Annotated in this window: 12 protein-coding genes; 6 read left to right on the plus strand and 6 right to left on the minus strand. The window is 67.7% G+C overall.

Features of this window, described 5'->3' with window-relative positions; all coding sequences use genetic code 11:
- Positions 1-4 precede the first annotated feature (4 nt).
- Positions 5-10,861: an amino acid adenylation domain-containing protein gene (locus AB0P21_RS39495; protein WP_363704333.1), complete on the minus strand. Its 10,857-nt coding sequence runs from the start codon at positions 10,859-10,861 to the stop codon at positions 5-7.
- 617 nt (positions 10,862-11,478) lie between these two features.
- Here AB0P21_RS39495 and AB0P21_RS39500 point away from each other — a divergent pair.
- On the plus strand, positions 11,479-11,928 hold the full coding sequence (locus AB0P21_RS39500) for a helix-turn-helix domain-containing protein (protein WP_363704335.1): 450 nt from the start codon (positions 11,479-11,481) through the stop codon (positions 11,926-11,928).
- 65 nt (positions 11,929-11,993) lie between these two features.
- Here the strand turns inward: AB0P21_RS39500 and AB0P21_RS39505 are convergent, their stop codons facing one another.
- The 4 genes from AB0P21_RS39505 to AB0P21_RS39520 all read right to left on the minus strand — a co-directional run bounded on the left by AB0P21_RS39505 (position 11,994) and on the right by AB0P21_RS39520 (position 15,545).
- Positions 11,994-12,713, minus strand: a complete 720-nt coding sequence (locus AB0P21_RS39505; RefSeq protein WP_363704337.1) for a tryptophan 2,3-dioxygenase family protein — start codon at positions 12,711-12,713, stop codon at positions 11,994-11,996.
- Positions 12,714-12,717: 4 nt separating this feature from the next.
- Positions 12,718-13,947, minus strand: a complete 1,230-nt coding sequence (locus tag AB0P21_RS39510) for a pyridoxal phosphate-dependent aminotransferase (protein WP_363704339.1) — start codon at positions 13,945-13,947, stop codon at positions 12,718-12,720.
- 81 nt (positions 13,948-14,028) lie between these two features.
- Positions 14,029-14,775 (minus strand): SDR family oxidoreductase, encoded by a 747-nt coding sequence (locus tag AB0P21_RS39515; RefSeq protein ID WP_363704341.1) that lies wholly within the window; start codon positions 14,773-14,775, stop codon positions 14,029-14,031.
- The gene (locus AB0P21_RS39520; protein WP_363704343.1) at positions 14,772-15,545 is read right to left on the minus strand and encodes an alpha/beta fold hydrolase; all 774 of its coding nucleotides are present in this window, start codon (positions 15,543-15,545) and stop codon (positions 14,772-14,774) included. Before AB0P21_RS39520 ends, AB0P21_RS39515 begins: the two co-directional genes overlap by 4 nt.
- 191 nt (positions 15,546-15,736) lie before the next feature.
- On the opposite strand from AB0P21_RS39520, the gene AB0P21_RS39525 reads away from it, so the two are divergent.
- The gene (locus tag AB0P21_RS39525) at positions 15,737-16,933 is read left to right on the plus strand and encodes a cytochrome P450 (RefSeq protein ID WP_363704345.1); all 1,197 of its coding nucleotides are present in this window, start codon (positions 15,737-15,739) and stop codon (positions 16,931-16,933) included.
- A gap of 18 nt (positions 16,934-16,951) precedes the next feature.
- Here the strand turns inward: AB0P21_RS39525 and AB0P21_RS39530 are convergent, their stop codons facing one another.
- Positions 16,952-18,703, minus strand: a complete 1,752-nt coding sequence (locus AB0P21_RS39530; protein ID WP_363704347.1) for a non-ribosomal peptide synthetase — start codon at positions 18,701-18,703, stop codon at positions 16,952-16,954.
- A 257-nt stretch (positions 18,704-18,960) separates the two neighbouring features.
- Between AB0P21_RS39530 and AB0P21_RS39535 the strand changes: the two genes are divergently transcribed.
- The 4 genes from AB0P21_RS39535 to AB0P21_RS39550 are packed head-to-tail and all read left to right on the plus strand — an operon-like array spanning position 18,961 to position 22,595.
- Positions 18,961-20,541, plus strand: coding sequence for an AMP-binding protein (locus tag AB0P21_RS39535; RefSeq protein WP_363704349.1), 1,581 nt, complete (start codon positions 18,961-18,963; stop codon positions 20,539-20,541).
- Positions 20,542-20,571: 30 nt separating this feature from the next.
- Positions 20,572-21,639, plus strand: a complete 1,068-nt coding sequence (locus AB0P21_RS39540; RefSeq protein WP_363704351.1) for an ornithine cyclodeaminase family protein — start codon at positions 20,572-20,574, stop codon at positions 21,637-21,639.
- A 60-nt stretch (positions 21,640-21,699) separates the two neighbouring features.
- On the plus strand, positions 21,700-22,134 hold the full coding sequence (locus tag AB0P21_RS39545) for a VOC family protein (RefSeq protein ID WP_363704353.1): 435 nt from the start codon (positions 21,700-21,702) through the stop codon (positions 22,132-22,134).
- Positions 22,131-22,595 carry a GntR family transcriptional regulator gene (locus AB0P21_RS39550; RefSeq protein WP_363704355.1) on the plus strand — a complete coding sequence of 155 codons (465 nt, stop codon included), beginning with the start codon at positions 22,131-22,133 and terminating at the stop codon, positions 22,593-22,595. The genes AB0P21_RS39545 and AB0P21_RS39550 overlap by 4 nt, the downstream gene beginning before the upstream one ends.
- Positions 22,596-22,630: the final 35 nt, after the last annotated feature.

The raw sequence follows: 22,630 nt of genomic DNA on the forward strand, positions 1-22,630 counted from the left end.
TGCTTCACCTTTCGGTCATCCGGCGCAGTGGTTTCCGGGCAGGGGCGGACAGTTCCTTGCACCGCAGCGCCAGACCGGCCACGGTCGGCGCCGCGAACACGGTCCGGATCGGGATCTCGATCCCGACCACGATCCGGGCCCGCGCCACCAGCCGGGTCGCCAGCAGCGAGTGGCCGCCCAACGCGAAGAAGTCGTCGTCCACACCGACCCGCTCGATCCCGAGCACGTCGGCGAACAGTGCACACAGCTGTTCTTCCAAGGGAGTTTCCGGCGCACGGTAGGTCCCGCCACCGAACTCGGGCCGGGGCAACGCGGAGCGGTCCAGCTTCCCGTTCGGTGTCAGGGGCAGCTCGGCCAGCACCATCACCGCGGCCGGGATCATGTACGCCGGCAGCCGCGCACCGACGAAGGCCCGCAACTCGTCCACGGCCGGGGCATCCTCGCCCGCCCGAGTCACGTAACCGACCAGCCGGACATCACCGGGCTGATCCTCCCGGGCGATCACCACGGCCTGCCGGACCGACGGGTGCGCCGCCAGAGCGTGCTCGATCTCGGCCGGCTCGATCCGGAAACCCCGGACCTTGATCTGATGGTCGGTCCGGCCGACGAACTCGAGATCGTTCGCGGTGTTCCAGCGAGCCGTGTCACCGGTGCGGTACATCCGGCTGCCCGGCGGGCCGAACGGATTGGCCACGAACCGCTCGGCAGTCAGGCCCGGGCGGCCGTGGTAGCCGCGAGCGACACCGTCACCGGCGATCCACAGGTCACCAGGGGCGCCGGCAGGGACCGGCTGCAACGACGCGTCCAGGACGTACACCTGGGTGTTGCCGATCGGGCGTCCGATCGTTGGCGCGGTTCCCGGCACCACCTCCGCGACCGTCGACCAGATCGTGGTCTCGGTCGGACCGTAGAGGTTTGTCACCTTCGCGGCCTGCTTGGCGACTGTCTCGGCCAGTGCTGCCGGTAGTGCCTCACCCCCGGTGAGCACTCGCAGTCCCGCGAGGCGGGCCGGATCGTGAGTGACCAGCATCTGCCACAGCGACGGCGTCGCCTGCATGATCGTCACCCCGGACCGCTCGATCAGATCGAAGAGAACCGCGGGCTGCGCAACCTGCTCCTTGTCGGCCAGGACGACGCCCGCCCCGGTCAGCAGCGGCAGGAACAACTCGAGGCCCGCGATGTCGAACGCGACCGTCGTGACCGCGAGCAGCTTGTCGCCGGCCGACAGGTTGAACCGGTCCTGCATCGATAGCAGGAAGTTGACCAATGCTCCGTGCTCGATCACGACGCCCTTCGGCGTACCGGTCGAACCGGAGGTGTAGATCGTGTAGGCAGTGTTCGACAGCGCCACCGGAACCAGCGGGTCGTCGTCCGCGAACCGCGTCAGGTCGGCCGCCGCCAAGCGGTCCTCGTCCAGCACGAGAACCGGCGCACAGTCGGCCACGACGAACTCCACCCGCGCCGCGGGATAGTCCGGGTCAACCGGTACGTAGGATCCGCCGGCCTTGTGGATGGCCAGCAACGCGACGACCAGGTCGGTTGACCGCGGCAACAACACCGCGACCCGGGACTCGGGCCCGACACCCTGGCCGATCAGCCAGCGCGACAGCTGGTTGGCCCGTCGGTTCAGTTCGTCGTACGACGTGAGCTGGTCGCCGCGAACGACCGCGGTCGCCGCCGGGTTCTCGCGGACCCGACGCTCGAACAGAGTGGTCACCGTGGCAGGCTCGACCGTCATCGCCGTGTCGTTCAGGCCGTCGAGCAGCAAGTCCCGCTCACCTGGGCTCAGCACGTCCACCGCGCCGATGCGCTGCACCGGATCAGCGACGATCTGCTCCACCACCCGGACGAAGCGGGCCGCGATCTGCTCGACCGTCGATCGGTCGAACAGGTCCGTTGCGTACTCGACCCCACCGACCACCGACCGGCCGGTGTCGTCCGGCGAGAGGTTGAAGAACAGGTCGAACTTGGCCGTTCCCGTCGTGACCGGCTCGACCGAGACCTCCAGGCCGGGCAGGTCGATCTCCGGCCGGACGTTGTTCTGCCAAGCGAACATCACCTGGAACAACGGGTGGTGGGCGGTCGATCGCTCCGGCCGCAGCAACTCCACCAACCGCTCGAACGGCACATCCTGGTTCTCGTACGCCGCCAACGCCTGATCGCGGACCTCGTCCAGCAGGTTCTCGAACCCGCGATCCGGTCGTGGGCGCACCCGCAGTACCCAGGTGTTGACGAAGAACCCGACCAGATCGTTCAGCGCGTCATCGGTCCGGCCGGCGATCGGCGAACCGATCGTAAGGTCGTCACCACCGCCCATCCTGTGCAGCAGGACGGCCAGCGCCGCCTGGAACACCATCGAAACGGTGACTCCGCGGGCTCTGGCCAACTCCTCGACACCGGCCAGCAACTCACCTGGCAGGGCGAAGTCGACGATCCCACCACGGAAGCTCGACGCCACCGGCCTGGGCCGGTCCGTCGGGAGTGCCAGCGGCTGCGGAACACCCTCGAGTTCACGACGCCAGTACTCGGCCTGGACCGACTGCAAACTGTGCTGGTCGGACTCGTCGCCCAGCAACTCCCTCTGCCAGAGCGCGTAGTCGGCGTACTGCACCTGCAGACCGGACCATGCCGGAGCAGCATCGCCGAGCCGCGCCTGGTACGCCGCCGACAGATCCCGGGCCAGTGGCGCCATCGACCCGCCGTCGCCTGCCACGTGATGCAGGACGAGCACGAGCACGAAGTCCTCAGGTCCACAGCGCAGCAGGGAGGCACGGATCGGCAGATCGGCCGACAGATCGAACTGGAAGCTCGCCACCGCGGACACCACCTCAGCCACCGCGTCCGGCTCGACGAAGCCCCGGTCCTCCCAGGACAGTTCCAGCTCCGCCGGCTCGAGCACCCGCTGATGCGGACGTCCGTCGATCTCCCCGAAGACCGTCCGCAAAGCCTCATGGCGTACCACCACGTCCTGCAGAGCGGCCTGCAGTGCCGCCGGATCCAGCTGACCGCGCAAACGCAGCAGTTGCGGGATGTTGTAGGTCGACGACGGCCCCTCGAACCGGTCGATGAACCACAGCCGCTGCTGGGCATACGACAGCGGCAACGGATCGGGCCGAACCGCCGGCCGCAGCTTCAACCGGACGCCGGACGAGCCGGTCAGCTGAGCAGCGAGCCCGGCAACCGTCGGCTCGGCGAACACCGTCCGAATCGGGATCTCGACCCCGAGCACAGCTCGCGCCCGGGCCACCAGCCTGGTAGCGAGCAGCGAGTGCCCGCCCAGGGCGAAGAAGTCGTCATCCACCCCGACCCGCTCGACCCCGAGCACGTCGGCGAACAGGCCGCACAGCACTTCCTCCTGCGGCGTACCCGGCGCACGGTAGACACCTCCGCCGAACTCCGGCTGCGGCAACGCCGAGCGATCCAGCTTCCCGTTCGGCGTCAACGGCAACGCCGCCAGGACGACGACCGCCGCCGGCACCATGTACGCCGGAAGCCGCCCGCCGACGAAAGTCCGGAGCTCCTCCGGCACAGGCTGGTCCGCTTCGGTCTCCGGCGTCACGTAGGCCACCAGCCGCAGATCGCCCGGCTGATCCTCCCGTGCGATCACCACGGCCTGGCGCACCGCCGCGTGTGCTGCGAGCGCGTACTCGATCTCGGCCGGCTCGATCCGGAAGCCGCGAAGCTTGAGCTGGTGATCGACCCGTCCGACGAACTCGAGTTCACCGTCGACACTCCACCGGGCCTTGTCACCGGTGCGGTACATCCGCTCCCCAGGCGCCCCGAACGGGTTCGGTACGAACCGCTCGGCGGTCAGCCCCGGATTGCCGTAGTACCCACGAGCAACGCCGGCGCCGGCGGAGTACAGCTCGCCCAAGGTGCCCGGCGGCACGGGCTTGAGTCCCGGCCCGAGCAGGTAGATCTGCATGTTGCCCAGCGGCCCACCGATCGGCAGGCTCGCACCCTTGGTCCAGGCCTGTCCCGGCTCCAACGTGAAAGCCGTTGTGTAGAAGGTCTCGCTGGGACCGTACGTGTTGATGATCCGCACGTCGGGAAGCACAGCTCGCGCCCGCTCGATCAGCGCGGTGGTCAGCGTCTCGCCGCCGAGAACGACGGTGCCCACCTCGAGCCGTTCACCGACCTGATCGACGAGTTCGGCGAAGGCCGACGGCACGGTACTGATCACGCCGCCCTGCCACCGGTCGCGCTCCCCCACCACCAGTACGTCCCGAACCAGCTCGACGCAGCCGCCCGAACAGAGGGTCGCGAAGAGTTCCCAGACCGAGATGTCGAAGCCGACCGAGGTTCCGGACAACAGCTTCGAGCCCGGCGGCTCGGCCAGGTAGTCACGCATCCGCAGTACGGCGTTGACGAGTACTCGCTGGGTCACCGCGACGCCCTTGGGTACGCCGGTCGTCCCTGAGGTGGTCAGCACGTACGCGAGGTTGTCCTGCCGCAACGGATGCCCGCGGTGCTCGTCCGTCGGCTCGTCGAACCTGGCCTCCGGAGAGGTCAGTACGTCGTCGAGGTAGAGCCGCGGCAGGTCGGCAGCCGGCACCAGTTCATCGGTCTCGGCATCGGTCACCACGATCAGCGGCCGGGCCGATGCCAACGCCCTCGCCACCCGGTCACTCGGATAGTTCGGATCCACCGGCAGGTAGGCAGCGCCAGACTTCACCACACCGATCAGCCCGACCAGCAGATCGACCGTCCGCGGCAGCGCGACCGCCACCACCGTGTCCGGGCCGGCTCCGCGGCTGATCAGATCGTGCGCCAACGCGTTCGCTTTCTGGTGCAGCTCCCGATAGCTGAGCGTGCGGCCGTCCGCCTCGACCGCGATCGCGTCAGGCGTGCTCAGCGCCTGCTCGACCAGCAGGTCGGGGACCGTGACCTCCGGCAGCTCCACCGCCGTCTCGTTGATCGCCCGGACCAGGTGATCTCGCTCGTCCTCGGTCAGTACGTCGACCTGCCGGACCGCCGTACTGGGGTCGGTGGCGATCTGGTGCAGGACCCGGGTCAGCCGAGCCGCCACGCGTTCAGCGGCCGATTGGTCGAGTACGTCCGGTTGGTATTGCAGGCTCAGCCGCAAATGCGGGTCGGCGGCCGCCAGGACTGTCGCGGCGTAGTGCGTCGCGGCGTACGGGCGGATGCCGGTCACGGCGATCCCGGCGGCCGCAGTGGCCTCGGTCAGGCCGGCCCGGTCGACCGGGAAGGATTCGAAGACGACCAAGGTGTCGAACAGGGTGCTCAGGCCGGTCGCGCGCTGAATGTCGCCCAGACCGTAATGGTTGTGGTCGAGCAGGCCTGCCTGTGAGTTCTGCACCGTGTTCAGCAGGTCGGCGATCGAGGCGCCTGGGGTGCAGTCGATCCGGACCGGCACGGTGTTGATGAACAGTCCGATCATCGCGTCGACCCGGTCGAGTTCGGCGGGACGGCCGGACACCGTCGTACCGAACAGCACCTCTTGGCGACCGGTGAGTTCCGCCATCACCAGACCCCACGCCACCTGGACCACGGTGTTCAGGGTGACGCCTGCCTCGGCCGCACGCTGCGACAGCAACCCTGCGTCCTCGGCTGTCAGATCCAGATCGACCTGCCCGACTCCACCTGGTGAAGCCCTACCTGCCGGCGCGGCAGTCGCCGCCGAGAGAAGGCTCGGTTCCTGGACAGTTGCCAGCTCGGCTGCCCATACGTCGGCTCCGGCCGCGCGGTCGTACCGCGACAGCCACTGCAGGAAGTCTCGGTAGCCACGCTCCCGTGGCAGGGCCGCGGCATCGGGGCCGGCGGCGTAGAGGCGGATCAGCTCCTGCATGATCAGCGGCAGCGACCACCCGTCGAACAACACGTGGTGAGCCGTCAGCACCAGCTCCGCGCGATCGGACTCCAGCCTGACCAGAGTGAAGCGCAGCAGCGGCGGAGCAGCCGGGTCGAAGTGCGCGGCCTGCTCTTCCTCGAGCAGGCGAGCGAACTCCGCGTCGCGATCTGCCGCGCCGGACAGATCGACGTACCGCCAAGGAACCTGAAGGCCCTCGACCGGCAACTGCACCTTGTCACCGGTAGCCGTGGGCACGAACGCCACCCGGAGGTTCGGATGCCGATCCAGTAGGGTCTGCGCCGCGCTTCGCATCGCCGTCGGGTCGACCCGGCCGGCGAGCCGGAACACGAACTGGGTCTGGTACGCGTCGAACGCGGTTCCAGCCATCATCGCGTGGAACAGCAACCCGGACTGCAGCGGTGTCAGCGGCCAGACGTCTTCGATCCGGCCGTACCTCGTCTGCCAGCTGTTCAGCTCTGTCTGGGTCACCGACACCATCGGCACGTCGGATGGTGTGATGCCGTGGCCACCGTCCTTCACGTCCTCGGCCAGCCGGTGCAGGGCGGCGAGCCATGACGCGCCGAGCTCGTCGGCCTCGTGATCGGCGATGATGCCGCCGGCGTAGGTGAACAACCCGATCAGCTGATCGCCAGGGATGACCACGGTGTTGAGTTCCAGCGCGGACAGCAACGGCATCTCCGCGGCGGGGGCGGCCACCAGTTCAGGCCGCTCCGGCGCGAGGGACCAGCCCTCCCAGGTGAACCGGCCCAGATAGTTGAAGCCGATGTCGTCCACCGCGTACTGGCTCAGCACCTCGGCAGTCGCAGGATTCGCGAAGCGCAGCAAGCTGTAGCCGATGCCCTTGTCCGGAAGTCCGCGAAGGTGCTCCTTGACCGCCATCAACGCCGCCGCGTCGTCCGGCGGAGTATCCAGCCGGACCGGATGCAGCGTGGTGAACCACCCGGCCGTGCGGGACAGATCTGCCCCCGGCGCGAGACTCTCCTCGCGACCGTGTCCCTCCAGCCGAACGACAGGAGCGGCGTTGGTCCGAGATGATCCGCCCTTGGCCCGAAGAGCCAGCACCAGCGCGGTGAGCAGCACCTCGTCGACACCGCATCGATAGGCAGCCGTCACCTTGTCCAGCAGGTCCGAGCTGAGGCCGGCCGGCACCTCAACCCGCAGCGTCCTGGCGGTGCTGGTGAGGTCGATCGTGGGGTCCAGCGGGCGGGTGCCGACTGCCGTCGCGGGCTGCTCGAGCATGCCCTGCCACTGAGCGAGTTCGGCCACTCTCGCGGGCCGGACGGCCTCGTCTGCCAGGGCGTGCATCCACCGCCGCATCGACGTGATGACCGGCGGGAGGCTCGGCTCGACACCGTCGCGCGCGGCCTGCCAGGCGGTGACCAGATCAGGCAGCAGGACGCGCCATGAGACGCCGTCAACGATCAAGTGGTGGGCCGCCACCAGCAACCGCGCAGATCCGCTGCCTGGCGAGTCGAACAAGACGGCCTGCAGCAGCGTGCCCGCCGAGGCATCGATCCGGCGTACTGCGCCGGCTGCCTCAGCCTCCAACCGGTCCCGCCATTCAGGCGAATCCCAGTCGTCCTCGGACCGCACCTGGCTGAGCACCTGTCCGGCACCGACCGGATGAACCACCAAGCTGTCGCCATCCAGCTGCGCCCGCAGAATGTCGTGATGCGCAATCACGTTGCTCAGGGCAATCGTCAGCTGCTCGCCGGTCAGTTCGGCCGGTACTTCGAGCAGCAACCACTGCGCCAACGTGTCCAGCCCCGGACCGCGCTCGGCGATCAGCCGTGCCATCGGCGGCAGCGGCATCGAGCCGACCCCGCCACCCTCCAGTTCCTCGAGCACGGCCACCTCGGACCGGTGCCCGGCCGCCTCGGCGAGCGAAGCCACCGTACGCCGTTCGAACACGTCCCGTGGACTCACGACCAAGCCCCGCGCCCGTGCTCCGGACACGACCTGGATCGCCCGGATGCTGTCGCCACCAATCGTGAAGAAGTCACTGTCGAGCCCGACCCTGGCCAGCCCGAGAACCTCGGCGAACACGTCGGCCAGCGCCTGCTCGTCCGCCGTCCTCGGAGCCCGGAAGGGACCGCCCGCGAACTCCGGAGCCGGCAGCGCCGCCCGATCCAGCTTGCCGCTGCCGCTCAACGGCAACCGATCGAGGAACACGAACGCCGCAGGCACGAGATGGCCGGGCACTCGGGCGGACAAGTACGTCCGGAGCTCGCCGGCCGAAAGCCCGGCGCGGAAGTCGAGGTCCCCCTCGGCGTTACCGATGCCACCCGCAGCCACCGGGACGACGTACGCGACCAGTTGCGTTCCGCCTTCCGCGCCGCCTGCCTCCCTGGCGACGACAGCGACCTGGGCGACTCCACCGTGCTGGCCCAGCGTCGCCTCGATCTCGGCCGGCTCGACCCGGAAGCCGCGGATCTTGACCTGATGATCAGCCCGGCCGGCGAACTCGAGTTCCCCGTCCGCGTTCCAGCGAGCCAGGTCACCCGTGCGGTACATCCGCGTTCCCGGCGCGCCGTACGGACACGCCACGAAGCGCTCAGCCGTCAGCCCGGCCCGGTCACGGTAGCCGCGAGCCAGCCCGTCACCGGCGATGTAGAGGTCTCCGGTCACCCCCGGCGTCACCAGTCGCAACGAGCTGTCCAGCACATACAGCTGGGTGTTCCAGATCGGCTTCCCGATCGGCACGACCGTTGCTCCGGGCACACATTCCCACGACGTCACGTCGACAGCGGCCTCGGTCGGGCCGTACAGGTTGTGCAATGGGACGTCGCCGAGCACCTGCCGAAACCGTTCGGCCAGCTCAGGCGCCAGCGCCTCGCCGCTGCAGACGACCCGCCGCAAGGTTGTGACCGGTTCCGGGCGCTCCGTGCGGAGGAACTCGGCGAGCATCGACGGCACGAAGTGCAGGGTGGTCACCTGCTCCCGCCGGATCAGTTCGGCCAGGTACGCCGGATCGCGCTGCCCGTCGGGCCGGGCGACGACCAGGGTCGCGCCGGTGATCAGCGGCCAGAAGAACTCCCACACGGACACGTCGAACGAGGACGAGGTCTTCTGCAGAACCCGATCCGACGCATCCAGTCCATAGCGGTCCTGCATCCACAACAGCCGATTGACGATGGCGGCATGGGAGACCACGACTCCCTTGGGCCGGCCGGTCGAGCCGGACGTGTAGATCATGTACGCCGGATGCGCCGCTTCCGCCGGCCGGCTGAGCTGCGGCCCTGCTCCAAGACGCAACTCGTCGATCACCAGGACGTCCGCCGAGCTCGCCGGCAACTGCCCTGCCGCCGCAGCCGAGGTGAGCACCAGAGCCGGTTCCGCGTCGCTCAGCATCATCTCGATGCGAGCCTCGGGGTAGTCCGGATCGACCGGCAGGTACGCGGCACCTGCCTTGAGGATCGCGACCAGCGCGATCACCAGCTCCAGCGACCGCGGAATCGCCACCGCGACGAACTTCTCCGGACCAGCGCCTCGATCGGCGAGCAGGCCTGCCAGCCGGCCAGAGCGCTCGGCCAGCTCACGGTAGGTCAGCGAGGCGCCTTCGAACCGAACCGCGATCGCGTCCGGGGTGACCTCCGCCTGGCGTTCGAGAAGGCCGGTGAGCGTGAGGTCGGATCCGAGGGTCTCGGGACCTCGCGAGACGGCGAGAATCGCGTCGTGCTCGGCACTCGCGGAGTTCTCCAGTTCAGCCCCCGGAGCCGTCATCGTGAGGTCCAGGAACGTGGTGAACCTGTCGGCCAGCGCCTGGACGTCGGTACCGGAGTAGAACGCGGCCGGTGCGTCGAATCTGACGTACAGATCGCTGTCAGCGCTTCCATCGCCGTAGGTCGAGATCATCACCTCGTCCAGCGCGCCGAAGACGCCGCCCGCGAATCGAGCCCTGGCAGCGCCGAAGCGAAGCTCCTCGACCTGCGGGATGACGTTCACGATCGGACCGAACGGGCTCCGGCCGGATCCCGCCTGCCCAGTGGCCCGCTGGATCAGGGACAGCTGGTGGGTGGCGTGGCGCAGCAGTGAGCGTCGTTCGTCGACGATCGAGGCGGCCAGACGCGCCAGGCTGCCGCCACGCGGCAACTCGACCCGCAGCGGGAGGATGTTCGAGAGCAGACCCGGCGCTCGCCGAGTAGCGCCGATCCGGTTGTTCGCGGTGAAAGAGAGCAGGGGTTGCGATCGGTCAGCCAACTGCCCGACGTACGCGGACGCAGCGGCGACCAGCAACTCGGGCACCGATGTGCTCGCTGCTTTGGCTGCCTCAGCCCATTGGGCAACAACAGCCGCCGGTACGGCGCGTGTGGCGCTCGCCATACCGAGCGGTTCCGACAGGTCGTCCCAGATCGTCACGTCACTGCTGGCCGGGGCGGAGTCCGCGGGCGGGAGTACTCCGGTCGGTAGCTGAGCCGGTGAAGCGCCGCGCGCGATGTAGGCAACCCAAAAGGCCTCGTCCTGCGCGAAGCGCGGCGACGCCCGGTAGGCCTGATCCTTGCTCAGGGCAACCGTCGCCTCCGCAACCGGCTGATCCGGGACAGGGCAGTCCGAGCTCAGCGCCGTATAGATCTCGCTGATGCGCTGCGACAACAGGTTGATCAGCCCGAACGCGTCAGTGACGATGTGGTGCAGGACCAGTACGACCAACGACCGTCCGCCGTCGATCCGGACCGCACCCATGCGCAACAGCAGGTCGTCGGCGAGATCGAACGGCGCGCCAACCTGTCCCGCGACGAAGTCGTGTGCGGCGCCGAGCGGGTCCTCCGCCGCGCTGACGTCCACGAAGAACGGGGTCCACTCCCCCAGCGTTCTGGCGATCTGCCGCACCCCGCTGTCCTCGCGAACGAAGTTGACCGTCAGCGGCTTCGTCTCGTCCACCGCCCGGCACAGCGCGGCAACCAGCTGATCCGGGACCAGTTCGCCGCTCACGTCCCAGACAACGGCAACGTTGTTCGGCTCACCGGGAGCCAGCTCCTGCGCCAGGTACATGGCCTCCTGCGCCGGCGTGACCTCCGAAGAACCCATGGACGTGTCTCCTCCTCAGATCGCCGACGACTGCTGACCTTGCCGAGTCTTGTAACGGCCACCGAACCGGTCAACCTGCCTGACAGACCTACGCCAGAATCACCTGCCAGACATTTGATCAAATGCACTTTCTTCGCGCCGAAACGAACTATCCGGCGCTTGCCGACGCGCGCTGACGGGCTTGGTTTGGTCCAATACGGCATGATCGGTTGCGACCGCTGACATCGGCGATCGCAATTGGCTGACGACGTATGGTGGACGACGTCATCCAGAAATTCACTGGGGAAGGAGGACGCTTCGGTCACATCCGTTTGACCAGGCTGAACAGCCTGTGAGAGTGGAGTATTCGCCGCTCGTCACCTTGGGTCTGGGGGACCCGGATGCGCCAGGACACTACTGTGCCAGCGCAGACGAAGCGCGCCACTTTCCGCCTTGAGTCAAACACTTGAATATCTCGGAGTCAATCATTTGAAGTGAACATTTCGCGCTCACATGAGTCGACCCACTTCATGTACGGACCGCCCGAAATACTTCCGTATCGTTGAACTTTGGGGGACCCCTTGCCCAACTATTCCAAAACTGCGGTGAAACTCGTTCGATGGCCGGTCGAAGAGGAGGTGCGATCGCTTTGCAAAGACGAAGGGATCCCCTGTCTGCTGGTCGTCGAGGCAGGAGTCGAACCGCCGGTCTGCAGTGATCCCCGCGAGGACTGGGTCCGCCCACCCATCTCGCGGCCCGACCTCGACGCCCGCGTCGAGGCGTTGTTCAACCGGGTGTACGGCTCGCGTGTCCCCCGTCTCGATTCGGTGGGCACGCTGTACTTCGACGACCAACTGGTCACCATCTCGTCGGCCCAGATCAAACTGATGGAACTGTTCGTCGAGCGGTTCGGCGAAGTCGTCTCCCGCGACGAACTCACCGAGCGGCTGAACGAGTCGTCTCCGGCACCGACCCGGAACTCGCTCGACCTGCACATCATGAGGCTGCGCCGCCGGCTCGGTGACGTGAACCTCGCCATCAGAACGGCCTGGGGACAGGGATACATGCTCGAAGCACCAGAGTCGTAAGCACGCTCTACGGGGGACCATGGCTCCTGACAGTCATGGTCCCCGTGCGCCCACCACGCCACGACTCAGTTCGGCGTACCGGTCGGGACCAAAGCCTCATGGACGTCACCGCGCAACTGCCGCAGCTGCGGGAACGGCAGCCGGATCCGGCTCGCGATATAGCCGACCCCCGAACTGCCCGCGGTTCCGCGTTGCTCACCGAGCATCCCCGAGATCATCGTCAGATGCGCGATCTTCCAGCGCCAGAACCCGCTGCCCACATCGATCAGGCCTTCGGCGACACGGTGCAGGACACCGGCACTCGAACCCAGCCGGCAGACGGATCCGACCGACATCCCCTGTGCCACTGTGTAGGCCTCGAAAGCCGCATACAGTCCCTCCGGCCGCTCGTCGTCACCGAGGAGCTCATCCAGCTGATGGAACTGCTGCGACTGGGCCCCACTCGCGGTGCCCAGATACGGGCGGAACTCCGCGAAGTACCGCAGCGGCATCTTCTCCAGCGCAACCAGCTGGTCGTGCAGCAGGCCGAGCAACCGGCCGGCCCGGTCGAGGTACTCGACGCTCAGGTCGGCATCGGAGTTTCCGTAGTCGGGTCGCAGCGCGTCCGTCGCGGCGAGCAGGTCCGCGAGGATCTGCTTCAGCCAGATCTCCGACGCCTGGTGCGCGACGATGAAGAAGTGCTCGGCCAGCACGACCTCGCGATCGGCCGTGTCGGACGTCCGCGGCTCTTGCATCGACAGCAGCTTGTCGAGCTGCAGATAGCTGGAGTACGTGAGGCCGCTCACGGCGCTACCGCACGTTCCGGTCTTGGACGAAGGCCAGCAACGCGTCCACTCCGGACTTCAGCACCTCCGGATCGACACAGAACGCGATCCGTACCAGCTTGTCAGCGCCGGCGTCGGTCTCCATCGCCACCAGGCCACCCCGGTCATCGAGCTGAGGACGCAACCCGAACCCGGAGCCGGGGACGACTGCGACACCGCGCTCCTCGAGCAGTTGCGCCGAGAACGCCTCAGCTCCGAGACCGGTGCTGCTGATGTCCAGCATCGCGTACCAGCCACCGGACGGCAGCTCGCGCAGGAGGCCGGCGTCCTTCAGCGCGGGCAGGACGGTGTCCCGGTTCTGCTGTACCAGCTTCCGGTTGACCTCGGCCGCCTCGGGCATCCGCAGCGCCGCGATTCCGCCGTACTGGACCGGTGTCGGTGGGGCGATGATCCCCGCCTCTTGCACCACCCTGATCCCGGCGGCGGCGGCATCCGTCGCTGTCACGACATAACCCAGCCGATAGCCCGTCATCGCCAGACTCTTGGAGAAGGTGAAGACGCTGTGCACGATCCGCTCGTCCGCGGGCAGCTCGCGCTCGCTCGCGGCCAGCGACACATGGTTGCCTTCGTAGACGAAATGCTCGTAGGCCTCGTCGCTGATCACCTGCCAGCCACGCTCCCGGGCCAGCGCGAGCAGTCCCGCGATCCGCTCGGGCTCCAGCACAGCGCCGGTCGGATTGGCCGGTGAGTTCACCAGCAGGATGCGGGTGTTCGATCCGGAGACCTCGGCGATCGAGTCGAGATCCGGGAAGTACCTGTCGTCGAGCGAGTAGAAGACCGGCCGCAGACCGGCCAGCAGGCTTTGCTGAACGTGGATCGGCCAGTGCAGATCAGGGAGCAGGATCTCGGTCCCCGGCTCGGCCATCGAGAGCAACAACGCCTGCAGTCCCTGGCAGGAGCCCGGGGTGACGAAGATCCGCGAGATCGGGGTGTCGATGCCGTTCTCCAGCTCCAGCTTCGCGGCCAGCAGACGCCGCAACTCCGGCAGGCCCTCGACATCCGTGTACGACGTTCGGCCGGCTCGCTGAGCCTCGGCGATGGCCTCCGCGACCTCGGCCGGTGGGGTGAAGTACGGCTCCCCCACGTGAAGTCTGGTCACCGGTGATCCGGTGGCCAGCTCACGGGCATCGGCCGCACGGAAGATCTCGTGCAGCGACGACGACGGAATGGCTGTGGCTACAGGTGGATGGCTCATCGCTTCGGTCCCCAACTCGTGGTCAGCTACGCGGTCACTTCTCGGGTCGAGACATTGCTGCTTGCGCCTACTCGGCACGACTCACGTCGTACGGCCGCCGTCCACCGGGAGCAGCACCCCGGTGATCCAGCCGGCGAAATCCGGATCCAGCAGACAGGACACCCAGCGTGCGACCTCGTCGCCCTCACCGAACCGGCCCATCGGCGTACCGGCCAGCAGGTTGTCGTGCAACGTGGCGGTCTGCTCCTCGGTCAGGCCCAGGTCCTGCCACATGGGTGTGTCGACCGGCCCCGGCAGGATGGCGTTGATCCGCACCTCCGGCGCGAGCTCGCGGGCCAGCGAACGGGTCAGGCTGTTCAGCGCCGCCTTGCTGGCGCCGTAGAACGACCGGCCCGGCATCGACAGCGCACCGGCCACGGATGACACGTTGACGATCGAGCCTTTGACAGCACGCAGGTGAGGCACCGCGGATCGGATCAGCTGCGCGGGACCGCGCACGTTCACCGCCCACATCGCGTCCAGGTCCGCTGTGTCGATCTCCTCGATCCGGCCGAAGCGTGCCAGGCCGGCGTTGTTCACCAGCCCGTCCAGCCGGCCGAACTGTTCGACGGCGGCGGCAACGATCTTGTCGCTGCTACCTGGCGCGCCGACGTCAGCGGCCACGATCGCGACCTCGGCTTCGATACCGGCAGCCGTTTCCTTGAGCGCTGCCTCCCGGCGCCCGGCAATGGTCACCAGTGCGCCCGCGCCGGCCAAGTGCTCTGCGATCGCCCGGCCGATGCCGGAGCCCGCGCCGGTGACGATGACGGAACGGCCGGAGATGCTCATGACACCGCCCGGCGCTGCAGCGCCTCGATCGGTACGCCGGCGAACACGTCCTCGATCAGGTCACCGATCTCGGTGAAGACATGGAAGTGCCCGCCTGGGCGACGGCGTACGGAGAGCGGGCCGGTACTGACCTCGCCCCACTCGACCAACTGTGCCTCGTCGATCAGCGGGTCCCCGATGCCGTGATAGCAGAGCACCGGACAGCTGAGCGGCGAGGACTGAGCGAGTGGCTCGTACAGCTCGTTGGCCCGCACGTCCGAGCGCAGGATCGGCAACAGGATGTCGCGCAGATCCTCGTCGGCGGCGATCTCCGGCTCGACTCCGCCGAATCCGCAGACAGTCGACCAGAGTTCGTCGTCGTCCTGCAGGTGCGTGTCCCCACCACCGGCCAGCCGTGGCGGCGGTGATGCGGAGACGGCAAGCTGCTCGACCCGTACTCCGCTGCGCTGCAAGGCGAGCGCGGTCTCGTAGGCAACCAATGCGCCGAGGCTGTGCCCGAACAACACCATCGACGCAGGCTCGAGCGCCAGCAACTCCGCGCTCACGTGCGCCGCCATCCGTCGTACGTCCTCGACCGCGGGCTCGGCGAATCTGTCGCCACGCCCGGGATACTGCGCGACGACGAGCTCGGCCCGTGCGGGCAGCTCGCGGGCGAAACCGGCATAGCTCGCGGCCGAACCACCAGCATGCGGAAAGCAGACCAGCCTCACGGCCGGCGTCGGGACGACGGGCGACCGCCGCAACCAGCTACGACCTGCGGTACGGGCCATGACCTCCACCTCGCGCTCAACCATGTCGATCGGAGTTCGAGCGTTGCACCCTTCCGGGTGGGCCGGGCCAGAATCTTTCGGCTCTCAGTCATCCGGTGAAAGAACTACGCAAGAGACCCCGGACCGGCCGAACCTCCTTGTCAGGCTGTCGGTTGCTGCCCGCATCCATGGTTCGGTCGAAGGAGTCGCAGATGAGTCCCGTCGAGTTTCTCGATCTCACGGATCCGGCGACCTTCGTCCGGCACGACGCCCGCGACTACTGGCAGCAGGTCCGGCCGGAGCATCCCATCTACTGGCACGACTCCCCCGACGGGTTACCCGGCTTCTGGGTCGTCACCCGGTTCTCCGACATCCAGTCCGCCTACGGCAACGCCAAGCAGCTGAGCTCGGCCCGCGGCACCGTTCTCGACATCCTGCTGCACGGCAACGACTCCGCCGGCGGCAAGATGCTCGCCGTCACGGATCGCCCACGCCACCAGCAGCTGCGGAACCTCATGCTGCGTGCGTTCTCCCCCAGGGTCCTCGGGCCGGTGGTCGAACGAGTCGAGCAACGCACCCGCCGGCTGGTCGCCGACGTGACCGAGCTGGGTTCCTTCGACTTCGCCACCGAGGTCGCCGAACACATCCCGCTGACGACGATCTGCGACCTGCTCTCGATCCCGGACGGTGACCGCGCCGAGCTGCTCAAATGGAACAAGCTCGCGCTGTCCACGGACTCCGAGGAGGCCGACGAACTGGACTCGCTGATCGCCCGCAACGACATCGTTGCCTACTTCATGGATCTGGCGAAGTACCGGCGGGACAACCCCGGCGACGACGTGATCACGATGATCGCGACCACCCAGGTCGACGGCGAACTGCTCAGCGACGAGGAAGTCGCGCTGAACTGCTACAGCCTGATCCTCGGCGGCGACGAGTCATCGCGGATGTCGGCCATCGGAGCGGTCAAGGCACTGGCCGAGAACCCCGGTCAGTGGGCCGCGCTGCGAGCCGGCGCGGTCTCCCTCGAAGGTGCGGTCGAAGAAGTACTGCGCTGGGTCACCCCCGCGATGCACTTCGCCCGGACCGCGGTCGCCGACCTGGAGATCGCGGGCCAGCCGATCCGGGCCGGCGACATCGTGTCCCTGTGGAACACCTCGGCCAACGACGACGAGACGGTGTTCAGCAATCCGCGCGACTTCGATTTGGCCCGGCAGCCGAACAAGCACCTCACCTTCGGCCACGGGCCGCACTTCTGTGTCGGCGCGTTCCTCGGCCGGGCCGAGCTGCGGGCGCTGTTGTCCGCGCTCGCGGAGTCGGTGCAAACGATCGAACTGGCCGGCACGCCGCCGCGGATCTACTCGAACTTCCTCTTCGGCTACAGCAGCCTGCCCACCGTCTTCCGGTGAGCAGGCCGTAGCCGCCGGTCAGGCGGCCTTCTCGACCACCAGTGCGAGCTCCGCGATGCTGGTCGCCTCGAACAGCGACCGCATCGGAACCTTGATCCCGAGGTCCTGACGGATCCGGCCGGCCAGCTTCGTCGCCAGCACCGAGTGTCCGCCGATCTCGAAGAAGTTCTGGTCGGACGTCACCACCGGCAGGTCCAGCAGTTCGGCGACGAAGCCGCAGAGCACCTCGTCGTACGGCGTGCCTTCCTGCCAGGTGTGCTGCCGGGCGACAGGTTCGGCGGTCTCGGTCCGCAGGGCTGCCCGGTCAATCTTCCCGTTCGACGTGGTCGGGAGGTGGTCCAGCAAGGTGACCGTCGACGGAACCATGTGGTCCGGCAACGACAGGCCGACGTGGTGGCGCAACTCAGGGGCGGTGATCTGCTGACCCGGTGAGGTCGTCACATAGGCGACCACGCGAGCGTCGGCCAGGTCGCCCTCCACCGCGGCGACTGCGAGCGCAACGGCCGGGTGACCAGCCAGAGCCGCTTCGACCTCTCCCAGCTCGACCCGGAAGCCACGAACCTTCACCTGGGCATCGGCACGGCCCGCGAACAACAACTCCCCGTCCGTACGACGTGAGCCACGGTCACCCGACCGATACATCCGGCTGCCGGGCTCGCCCTGCGGATCGGCCACGAAGCGAGTCGCGGTGATGCCCGGTCGATTGAGGTAGCCACGGGCCACGCCCGGGCCGGCCAGGTACAACTCACCTTCGGTGCCACCGGCAACCACCTGGAGACGATCGTCGAGCACCTGCACCGTCTCGCCGGTCCAGGCTGTGCCGATGGTGATCTCGTCGTCGGCAGGATCCACCGGGCCGCTGAGCGTCGACCCTACGGTCACCTCGGTCGGCCCGTAGCCGTTGAACAGCCGACGCCCGGGCGCCCACTTGCGGACCAGAGTCGGCGTACAGGCATCTCCGGTCGACATCACGGTGCCACCAACGAGCACACCCTCGGCATCGGTGACGCTCAACGCCACCGGCGGAAGGGTCGCGTGGGTGACCTCGTACTTGAGCAGCGTGTCCCGCAACGGATCACCGGGCAGGACATCGTCCGCGGCTGCCATCACCAAGGCCGCGCCGGACAGCAGCGCGAGCGTGATGTCCCAGAACGCCGCGTCGAAACTGATCGATGCCCATTGCAGGACACGATCGCCAGGACCGGGGCTGATTCTGTCCGCGTGGGTGGCGATCATGTCCGCCGTACCCGCGTGACTCACGGCCACGCCCTTCGGCGTACCGGTCGAGCCCGATGTGTAGATCACGTACATCAAGTGCGACGCGTACAGCGGCGACAACCGGTCGGCGTCCGTGAGGTCACCGGTCGCCTCCTGCTGCCTGTCCGCCTGCAGTTCGGGCTCGTCGACCACGTACTCCGCCAGTTCATCGCTCAGGCTGGAGACCTCGCTGGTCCGGACCAGGAGAGCGGGACTCGCGTCGGCGATCATGTACGCCAGCCGATCAGCGGGATAGGTCGGGTCGAGCGGAAGATACGCCCCGCCGGCCTTCAACACGGCAAGGAGCACCGTGATCAGCTCGTCCGACCGCGGTACCGCGACCGCGACCAGCGAGTCCGGCCCGATCCCTAGGGCCACGAACCGTCTGGCCAGCTGGTTCGCCCGCGCGTTCAACTCGGCGTAGCTCGAACTCCTGTCACCGAAGATCACCGCCGGCTGATCGGGGAATCGGGCAACTGTCGACTCGAACAACTCCGGAACCGTGGTGGACAAGGGTTCACTCCTTGGATCAGTCGGCGCGAGAAAACGGACACCTCACCTGCCGGGGATCCTAGGAAAGCCTGCGATCCGCGGCCACCAGGCTGACAGAAACCGGACAGGGCCAGGGCGATTCGCCAAGCCCACAAGGGACTCCTGTCGCGTCTCTGTCAGCACGGTTGGCGTGCGGCGGCTGATGCCCGACGGTGAAGAACCGATGTCCTTTGACACCGCTGACCCACGTTCGATCTCTAGTCTGATCGGGAGCCGAGATGCTCGAAGGCTGCGTACCCTGGCCCGACGAACTCGCCGAGCACTACCGCCGCCAGGGCTACTGGCAAGGGCGGCCGCTCGGCGAGCTGCTGCAGGAGGCGTGCGCCGCATTCGCCGACAAGGTCGCCATCGTGTGCGGCGAGCAACGGCTGACGTACGCCGAACTCGCCGTGCGGGCGGACCTCGTGGCGCGAGAGTTCGCGAGTCGTGGCATCGGCCCGCTCGACCGGGTCGTCGTCCAGCTGCCCAACGTCCCTGAGTTCGCGACGGTCGTTCTCGCGTTGTTCCGGCTGGGCGCGATTCCGGTGATGGCGTTGCCCGGGCATCGCAAGCACGAGCTCGTGCACCTGTGTTCCCACTCCGGCGCCGTCGCGCTGGTCGTGATGAGCGAGTTCCGCGGCTTCGACTACCGGGAACTCGCGCGTGAGGTGCAGCACGACGTGCCGGGCGTGGAGCATTTGGTGATCGCTGATGAGCTCGGCGACAACGCTCCTGAGACGCAGTATCCGGTCGTTGATCCGTCAGAGCCCGCGCTGTTCCTGTTGTCGGGCGGGACGACGGGCCTGCCGAAGTTGATCCCCCGGACCCATGACGACTACGCGTACAACATGCTGGCGAGCGCGGCGGCGCTGCGGGTCGACAGCGGTTCGACGTACCTGGCTGTGAACCCGGTCGCGCACAACTCCGCGCTCGGCTGTCCTGGGCTGTTCGGCACGTTGCTGGTCGGTGGCAAGGTGGTGCTCGCCTCGACCCCTCGGCCGGCTGAGCTGTTCGACCTGATCCGCGAGGAGCGGGTCACTTTCACGACGCTCGTCCCCGCGACGGTGCGGCTGTGGATCGACCATGCGCAACGAACTCCGGTCGACCTGTCCACGGTGCACTTGCAGATCGGCAGTTCGAAGCTCACCCCCGGACAGGCCGAGGAGGCCCGCAAGTTCCTGAACTGCGAGCTGAGTCAGTGGTTCGGTGTCGGCGAGGGGCTGCTCACCTACACCCGGCTCGACGACCCGGACGAGGTGATCCTCAACACCGAGGGCCGCCCGATGGCGCCGCACGACGAGATCAGAGTCATCGATGACAACGGCAACGAAGTACCGGACAATGTCGACGGCGAGCTGATCACTCGCGGCCCTTACACCATTCGTGGCTATTACCGGGCCGAGCAGCAGAACGTCGGGTCCTTCACCCCGGACGGGTTCTTCCGCACCGGCGACCTGGTACGACGCGGCCCGGACGGCAACATCGTCGTGGTCGGCCGGCTCAAGGACGTGATCAACCGGGCCGGCGACAAGGTGCCCGCCGAGGACGTCGAAGAACAACTGGTCGCACACCCCGGCGTCCGCGATGCCGCGGTGATCGGAGTCGAGGACGCCACCCTGGGCGAGCGCACGTACGCCTTCGTCGTACTGCGGGACGAGACCGTCGAACTCCCCGCCCTGAAGGCCTTCCTGCGCGACCGTGGCCTGGCCACCTACAAGATCCCGGACAAGCTCGTGCCGGTTGCCGAACTGCCCCGCACTCCGGTGGGCAAGGCCGACAAGGTCGCCCTGCGCGCCCTGGCCGCCCGCCGGACGTCCTGACTTTCGACACCAACCAGAGGAGTGATCTTGATGGACACCTGGCTGCTCTGCCAGGACGACATGGTGCGGCTGCTCAACGTCGTCGGACGGGACGCGCTGATGCAGCGCCTGATCGCCACGCTCGAAGACGGCTTCACCGAGCTCGGCCACGGCCGTCGCGCCGAGTCGCCCATGCGCTCAGGCTTCACCAGAACCGGTGACATCCCCGGCGTCATCGAGATCATGCCGCACCGCGACCCCGACCTCGGGGTGACCGTCAAGACCGTCTCCTACAGCCCCCACAACGTCGACGACCACGACCTGCCGACCATCCTCGGCACCGTCGCCCGGATCGACGACAACACCGGCCGGCTGGTCGCGCTCACCGACGGCGTACTACTCACCGCACTTCGCACCGGAGCAGCCAGCGCCGTCGCGACCCGACGCCTCGCGCACCCCGACTCACAGGTCGTCGGCCTGATCGGCACCGGTGCCCAGGCCGTCACCCAACTTCACGGCTTGAGCCTGGTGATGGACATCCAGCAGGTGCTCGTCCACGACATCGAAGACGCCCACGCCAAGAGCTTCGTCGCCCGCGCTGCCTTCCTCGGACTCGACATCGAACTCGCCTCCCCGGAACGCATCCTGGCCCAGTCCGATGTCCTGTGCACGGCGACCTCCGTCCCCGTCGGAGCAGGCCCCGTCTTCCCGGACGGCGATCATCGCCCCCACCTGCACATCAACTCCCTCGGCGCCGACGAGATCGGCAAGACCGAACTCCCCGTCAGCCTCCTGCGCCGCGCCCTGGTCTGCGTCGACCACCGCGAACAGGCCCGCCAGGAAGGCGAATGCCAGCAACTGGCCGAAGACGAGATCGGCCCCTCCCTGGCCTACCTGTGCGCACACCCCGAGGAATGGGCCCACCACCGCGAGTCCCTGACCGTCTTCGACTCCACCGGCGTCGCCTTCGAAGACCACCTGGCCCTCGACGTGATCATGAAGGCCGCGACAGAACTCGGCCTCGGCACCAAGCTCTCGATCGAGTGCCACCCCGACGACGTACTCGACCCCTACTCCCTCCGCGGCCACGTCCCCGCCACTCCCCTGCTCACCCACTGAAGCCACCCGGTGGCCGGCCCTCGCGCGCCGGCCACCCACTGACCTGACCGGGAGGTACCGGTGTACAACCCCGCCGCTGGATTCCCCGGCGTAGTCGTCGAACTCGCCTACACCGACATACCAACCGCCATCAACTGGCTCACCCGAGTCTTCGGCTTCCGCGAACTACTCCGCCAAACAGTCGACGGCACCGTCCACCACGCCGACCTCGACACCGGCAACGGCGTCGTCATGCTCGCCAAAGCAGGCGACCGCCTCACCATCCCCTCGCCCGGCGTACCCGCTGCAGCCCAACTGATCGTCTGGGTCGACAACGTCGACAAGCACTACGCCACCTCGGTCTCCGAAGGCGCTCGCGTCCTCCACGAACCCCGCGACAAACCCTGGGGCCTACGCCAGTACCTCGCCCACGACCACGAGAACCACCTCTGGGAATTCACCGAACACATCCGCGACGTCCCCGCCCACGACTGGGGCGCCACCACACGCGCATGATCGACTCCACTGCCCACGACCTGTACGACGCCATGGTCGAGCCCACCCCTTGCCGCCGCGACCCGTCCGACTGGGACGCCGACGAGGAGACCCCGCTCAAAACCATCCGCGAGCTCGTCCAGCAGTGCCGAACCCGCTGCCCGATCTTCGACACCTGCGCGCGTTTCGCCGCGACCGAGCCTCCGGTAGTGGGCGTTCTGGCCGGTCAGTACATCCCTTTCAACGAGGGTCAGCCGCTCGCCAAGGCCTTCTCCGCCGATCTCCAGTACCGAATTCACGAAGGCGAGTTTCTCCCGGGCGACATGCTTCCGTCCGAGAACGAACTGGCCACGACGACCGGAAGTGACCGGCGAACCATCGAGGCGGCCTACGCGGCCCTCAGACGATCAGGCTTCATCAAGGTCAAGAAGGTACGAGGGGCAACCGTCCGCATTGTCCTCGTGAACTGTCATGCTGCTTAGTGATCTGCCGGCTGCGTCCATCGAGCCGGCCCCTC

The sequence above is a fragment of the Kribbella sp. NPDC056861 genome (assembly GCF_040687575.1).
Lineage (GTDB): Bacteria > Actinomycetota > Actinomycetes > Propionibacteriales > Kribbellaceae > Kribbella.

What these genes read in the sequence shown, in the direction of transcription:
- AB0P21_RS39495 (WP_363704333.1), bottom strand. Translation starts at nt 10,861, where the DNA reads ATGGGTTCTTCGGAGGTCACGCCGGCGCAGGAGGCCATGTACCTGGCG.
- AB0P21_RS39510 (WP_363704339.1), bottom strand. Translation starts at nt 13,947, where the DNA reads ATGAGCCATCCACCTGTAGCCACAGCCATTCCGTCGTCGTCGCTGCAC.
- AB0P21_RS39515 (WP_363704341.1), bottom strand. Translation starts at nt 14,775, where the DNA reads ATGAGCATCTCCGGCCGTTCCGTCATCGTCACCGGCGCGGGCTCCGGC.
- AB0P21_RS39520 (WP_363704343.1), bottom strand. Translation starts at nt 15,545, where the DNA reads ATGGCCCGTACCGCAGGTCGTAGCTGGTTGCGGCGGTCGCCCGTCGTC.
- AB0P21_RS39525 (WP_363704345.1), top strand. Translation starts at nt 15,737, where the DNA reads ATGAGTCCCGTCGAGTTTCTCGATCTCACGGATCCGGCGACCTTCGTC.
- AB0P21_RS39535 (WP_363704349.1), top strand. Translation starts at nt 18,961, where the DNA reads ATGCTCGAAGGCTGCGTACCCTGGCCCGACGAACTCGCCGAGCACTAC.
- AB0P21_RS39540 (WP_363704351.1), top strand. Translation starts at nt 20,572, where the DNA reads ATGGACACCTGGCTGCTCTGCCAGGACGACATGGTGCGGCTGCTCAAC.
- AB0P21_RS39550 (WP_363704355.1), top strand. Translation starts at nt 22,131, where the DNA reads ATGATCGACTCCACTGCCCACGACCTGTACGACGCCATGGTCGAGCCC.